Origin of the sequence: Accumulibacter sp. (assembly GCF_031732815.1) — a bacterium.
Taxonomy (GTDB): domain Bacteria; phylum Pseudomonadota; class Gammaproteobacteria; order Burkholderiales; family Rhodocyclaceae; genus Accumulibacter.
On the sequence record NZ_JAVMKF010000031.1, the window covers coordinates 41,701 to 46,726 of the forward strand.

6 protein-coding genes are annotated in these 5,026 nt (G+C 64.2%); all 6 read right to left on the minus strand.

The window, feature by feature from the left end; all coding sequences use genetic code 11:
* Nucleotides 1-296 (minus strand): PilZ domain-containing protein (locus RKP46_RS02790; protein WP_311105210.1); only part of this gene is annotated, 296 nt, incomplete at its 3' end.
* A gap of 78 nt (nucleotides 297-374) precedes the next feature.
* Entirely contained in the window at nucleotides 375-1,034 is a 660-nt protein-coding gene (gene queE, locus RKP46_RS02795) for a 7-carboxy-7-deazaguanine synthase QueE (protein ID WP_311105211.1), read from the minus strand.
* Nucleotides 1,035-1,038: 4 nt separating this feature from the next.
* On the minus strand, nucleotides 1,039-1,827 hold the full coding sequence (gene ybgF, locus RKP46_RS02800) for a tol-pal system protein YbgF (RefSeq protein ID WP_311105212.1): 789 nt from the start codon (nucleotides 1,825-1,827) through the stop codon (nucleotides 1,039-1,041).
* A 1-nt stretch (nucleotide 1,828) separates the two neighbouring features.
* Nucleotides 1,829-2,359, minus strand: a complete 531-nt coding sequence (gene pal, locus RKP46_RS02805; protein WP_311105213.1) for a peptidoglycan-associated lipoprotein Pal — start codon at nucleotides 2,357-2,359, stop codon at nucleotides 1,829-1,831.
* A gap of 49 nt (nucleotides 2,360-2,408) precedes the next feature.
* Nucleotides 2,409-3,701 (minus strand): Tol-Pal system beta propeller repeat protein TolB, encoded by a 1,293-nt coding sequence (gene tolB / locus RKP46_RS02810; RefSeq protein ID WP_409194096.1) that lies wholly within the window; start codon nucleotides 3,699-3,701, stop codon nucleotides 2,409-2,411.
* Between the two features lie 196 nt (nucleotides 3,702-3,897).
* A complete protein-coding gene (gene tolA / locus RKP46_RS02815; protein ID WP_311105214.1) occupies nucleotides 3,898-4,965 on the minus strand; it encodes a cell envelope integrity protein TolA in 1,068 nt (355 codons plus the stop codon).
* Nucleotides 4,966-5,026: the final 61 nt, after the last annotated feature.

The following is a 5,026-nucleotide window of genomic DNA, read 5'->3' on the forward strand; positions in this document are numbered from 1 at the left end:
TCCTCGAGCAGGGCTGACAGTTCCCGGTCGAGCAGGTGCGAAGCGCCCAGGTTGAGCTCGACCAGGCGGCGCAGATGCGTCGCGCTGTCAATGTCGATCACCCGGCAGAGCATGCCGATTCGTCGCGCATCAAGATGTGCGACAACTCCCTGCAGCTCGATCGACTGTTCTGCTCCCAGGGTGAGCACGAGCCGACAGTCCGCACCGGGCGACAGACCGGGAATCGGCGGCCGCTCGATCAGCGCCCCTTTGAGCGACAAGTCCTCGACGCGCACCGAGTGCGACTCGCCGGACACGCTCAGCTGGGCGGTGGAGTGAAAGTTTATGCGCTTGTGGCGTCGGCGTTCTTCTGGCAAGGCGTGAACTCCCTCGGCTTATCTGCCCCGCATGTTACCCCAAAGCAGCTTGTGCAGTTGGATCTGCAAGCGCACGGGCAGGCGATCGGCGACAATCCAGTCGGCCAGGGTTGCCGCCGGAAGTTCGTCGGCGACCGGCGAGAAGAGGATCGGGCAGCGCTCGGACAGACGCTGCTCCGCGATGAGCTGGCGCGCCCACTCGTAGTCGGCACGGTCACTGAGGACGAATTTGACTTCGTCGTTCGCCACCAGGCGCTCGATGTTCGGCCAAAAGTTGCGCGCGAATTCCCCCGAGCCGGGCGCCTTCAGGTCGACAACACGAGCGACGCGCGGATCGACGCCGGCGATATCGATTGCCCCGGAGGTTTCGAGCGAAACGGCGTAGCCGGCCGCGCAAAGCGCCGCGAGCAACGGCCGGCACGCCGGCTGGGCAAGCGGTTCTCCGCCGGTCACGCAGACCTGGCGAACGCCGCAAGCTTCAACTTCTGCAAGCACTTGCGGCAAGGACATCGCCTTGCCACCGGTGAACGCATACGTCGTGTCGCACCAGCGGCAACGCAGCGGACATCCGGTCAGGCGGACGAAAACCGTTGGCAGACCAACACGCGAGCTTTCTCCCTGCAGGGAGAGGAAGATCTCGCTGACCTTCAGGCCCTGAGCCGGCGCCGATTCCTTCACCCGCCTATTTCTTCAGGCGCTGGCGAGCAGTGCCGGCGGCTGAACTGTCCGGGTACTTGGCGACCAGCGCTTCGAGCGATGCGCGCGCGCCCTTGCTGTCGCCGAGTTCCTGCTGACAGACAGCAATATTCAACAAGGCGTCGGGCGCCTTGGCGTTGGCCGGCCATTTGGTGACGACCACGCGGTGCGCTTCGCTCGCCTTGCGGCAATCGCGCAGCGCATAGTGCGCGTTGCCAGACCAGTAGTACGCACCGGGAGTCAGCGTGCTTTCGGGATGGGCGCGAGCAAAGGTGTCGAAGGCTGCCGCTGCCTCCTTGAGCTTGTTCGCCCGAAACAGATTGAGCGCCGATTCGTACTCACGCGTCTCGGCAGCCGGATCGCTGGCCGGCTTGCGCGGCGTTTCGGCAAGCGGCTTGCTTTCCTCGCTCGGTTTTGCGTCCACACTGGGCCCCTGTTCGAGCTTGCGCAAACGGCCGTCAAGGTCTACGTAGAAATCCTGCTGCCGCTTTCTTGCCGACTCGAGTTCATAGGTGAGCGTCTCGACCTGTCCGCGCAGGCGGGCGTTCTCTTCGCGCAAGGCCTGGATCTGGTTGGCGAGTTCGATTTGCCCTTTGGACAGCGTATCGAGGCGCTCATTGGTCTTGATCGACAGATCCCGGATCTGGCGTCGCGCCTCGTCGTCGTCCAGCAGTCCGGCGCGCGCCGGCAACGCAAACACGGCCGCGAGCAGACCAACCGCCAGCGCGCCAGCCAAGCCTGGCCGCGCCCGCCCGCTCAGTTGCCCGCTCGCCATTCTAGAACTCGCCGCTATACAGCATGTCGCCGCGCCGATTCTGCGCCCAGGCCGCTTCGTCGTGCCCGTCGTTCTTCGGCTTTTCTTCGCCCAGACTGACCGATTCGAGCTGATCCTCGCGCACACCGAGCAAAGCCAGCATCTTCTTGATCGCATCGGCACGCTTTTGCCCCAGCGCCAGGTTGTACTCTCGGCTGCCGCGCTCGTCGGTATTGCCCTGGATCAACATCTTGAACTGGCGGTTCTCGGTCAGGAATTTGGCGTGCGCGGTGACCAGATCCTTGTATTCGCTCTTCACTTCATAGCTGTCGAAATCGAAGTAAATGCTGCGTTTCGACAGGATGCTCTTCGGGTCGGTCAGCACCGCTGGCAATCCGCGGCTTTCCACCCCGCTCGTCGTCACCGTGGTGACCCCGCCCGATCCGCCACGCGTTTCGACCGGAGCGCCGGTCGCCTGGTCGCCGCTTTCCGGCGTCGAGCTGCAGGCGGCCAGCAGAAGGGCCAGAAGGGCCGGGACGGCGAATGATTTCATGAAATTTCTCCTGCAGTATTTTCCCAATTGGAATGAAGCATCATCAAGGTCATTTGCTGAACGGGCTCCAGGCCGGTTCACGCACGTCACCGGCGCCGATCGACAGGCGCTGCTTGATGCGGCCATCGATCGACACCGCAGACAGAACACCTCGCCCGCCGTTTTCGGTCGCGATCAGAATCATCCGCCCGTTCGGCGAAAAGGTCGGCGATTCGTCCTTGTGCGAGTCGGTCAGCACCTGCACCTGCTTGCTCGCCAAGTCCATCACGGCGAGCCGAAAACCGCCATCGCGCCGGCTGATGAAGGCCATCGTCCGGCCGTCCGGCGAGATGCGCGGCGTCACATTGTAGCTACCTTCGAAGCTGACTCGCTGGGCATCACCACCGGCTGCGCCAACACGGTAAATCTGAGGACTGCCACCACGATCGGAAGTGAAGTAAACGTACTGTCCATCAGGAGAAAAGCAAGGCTCGGTGTTGATCGAGTTCACCGTCGTCAGCCGCTGCACGCCCGAACCGTCGGCATTCACCGTGAAGATTTGCGATCCGCCGTCCTTGCTCAGCACGACAGCCAGCTTGCGCCCATCGGGCGACCAGGCGGGAGCCGAGTTCGATCCTTTGAAATTGGCGACGACGATTCGCTTGCCCGAGGCCAGCGAGTGCACATAGACCACGGGCTTCTTGTTTTCGAAGGAAACATACGCCAGACGCCCGCCATCCGGCGACCAGGTGGGCGAAATGATCGGCTCCTTGGAAATCAGCGCAACCTGCGCGTTCTGTCCGTCGGCATCGGAAACGTGCAGTTCGTAACGCGCCGCACTCGCCCGCACGACGTAAGCGACGCGCGTCGAAAAGATGCCGGGCTCACCGGTCAGCTTCTCGTAGATGACATCGGCGATGCGATGCCCGGTGGCGCGCAGCATGGTGCGTGAGGTGATGTAGGCTGAACCGGCGAGGACGCCCTGTTTGGCCACATCGTACAAGCGGAAACGCGCTTCGCGGCGACCGTCCGCCCCTTCGCCGAGCGTCCCCCCGGCAAGCGCATCGGCGCCACGGCTTCGCCACTCGTCGTAGGCGGGTGGCGATGTCTCGCTGACCACTGCGCCACCGGTCTCGATCAGTTTGAACAGACCACTGCGCTCCAGGTCGGCGCGGATGACCGAGGTGACGACGCGTGCCGACGCAGCGTCACCGGCAAAATCGGCAATCGCCACCGGGATACGGTTGGCACCGGCACCGGTGATCTCGATGGTCAGCTCGCCCCGCGCGGGAGCCTGCAATAGAGCCAGCGCGCTGACCACGAGCAGACCCATGCGACGTAGTTTGAGCCCTATTCCCAACATGGCGTAGTCCAGTACTGAATACGCGATTATATCGCCTCCGTAGCCGGCGGCTTTGTAACGAAACGTTATATCGTCGCCCAAACCCCCGATCGATCGCCACCGCAGGCCGGCCAACGCGCCCATCGCAGCCCCCGCGCGTGTCGCGTATTCGGCACTGGAGCAGGAAGCCGCACGCTGGCTGAAGTCGGCCGGCGAACTACTCGTCACGCGGCCGATACGGGATCTTGAGGATGCGCTCGAACAGCTCCGGCTGCGCCGGCTTGGGCAGCGGCGATGATTTTCGGATGGCGCGTTCGACCGCCGTATCCAGCGCCGGGTTGCCGCTCGACCGCCGCACCTTGACCTCGAGCACCTCGCCTGTCGGCAGTTGTGTGACCTCGAAAATCGCTTCGGGATTGCCCTGGATACCGGGCGGCAGCGAGATGTTGCCACGAATCTTGCCGCGCACCCGATCGATGTACTCGGCGAGCGCGCGCTTGTTTTCGCTTGCTTTCTGTTCCGCCTGCAGTTGCCTCATCTGGCGCGCCTCGGCCTCGGCGCGCGCGCGCTGATCGGCCACCGCCTTCTGCGCCGCCTTCTGCTGCTGCAGCTCCTTCTGTTCACGTTCCAACGCCTCGCCAAAACTTGGCGCGCGTTCGGGCGGCGGCTTCTTGACCTCTTCCTTGCGCGGCTGTTCGCGGACGCGTTGATCGTCCTTCCGCTCAGGCTCCTTCGGCTTCGCCTCGTCCTTCTTCGTGCTTGCCTTGGCTTTCGCCTCCTCCTTGGGCGGCTGCTCCTTCGCCTTCGGAGGCTCCTTGCGGCTTGTCTCCTTGGGCTTGTCTTCCTCCTTCTTCGGCAGCTCTTTTGGCTTGCGTTCGTCCTTCAGCGCGATGTCGGGCCGAACGGGGGCGCGCGTTTCGGGTTTGGCCGGCACCTTGGCCGCCGCCCTGGGTTCAGGCTTCGCCTCCGGTTTCACTTCGGGTTTCGGCTCCGGCTTGGGCTCCGGCTTCAGTCTGGGCTCAGGCCTGACTGCGGGCGGGGGAGGCTGGCGGGGTTCGGGGCGTTCGTCGGCCGCCTTTTCCAGCCGCGGCGCGGCGAGGGGGGCGGGCGGCGCGCGCCAGACCTCGACCTCGACCGACGACGGTGGCTTGCTTTTCCACTGCATGCCGACGAACAGTGCGCCGATCAAGAGCAGATGCACGAGCGCCGAGAGCGCCAGCGAGCTCCATTTCGCCTGCTCGTCCGGTGCCGGTCGTGTCAGCGTGTCAACGGTCTGCGCGGACATGAAGTCACTTGCCGGTCGGCTGTACGAGCAGACCGATACGCTTGACCTGCTTCTGCTGCAG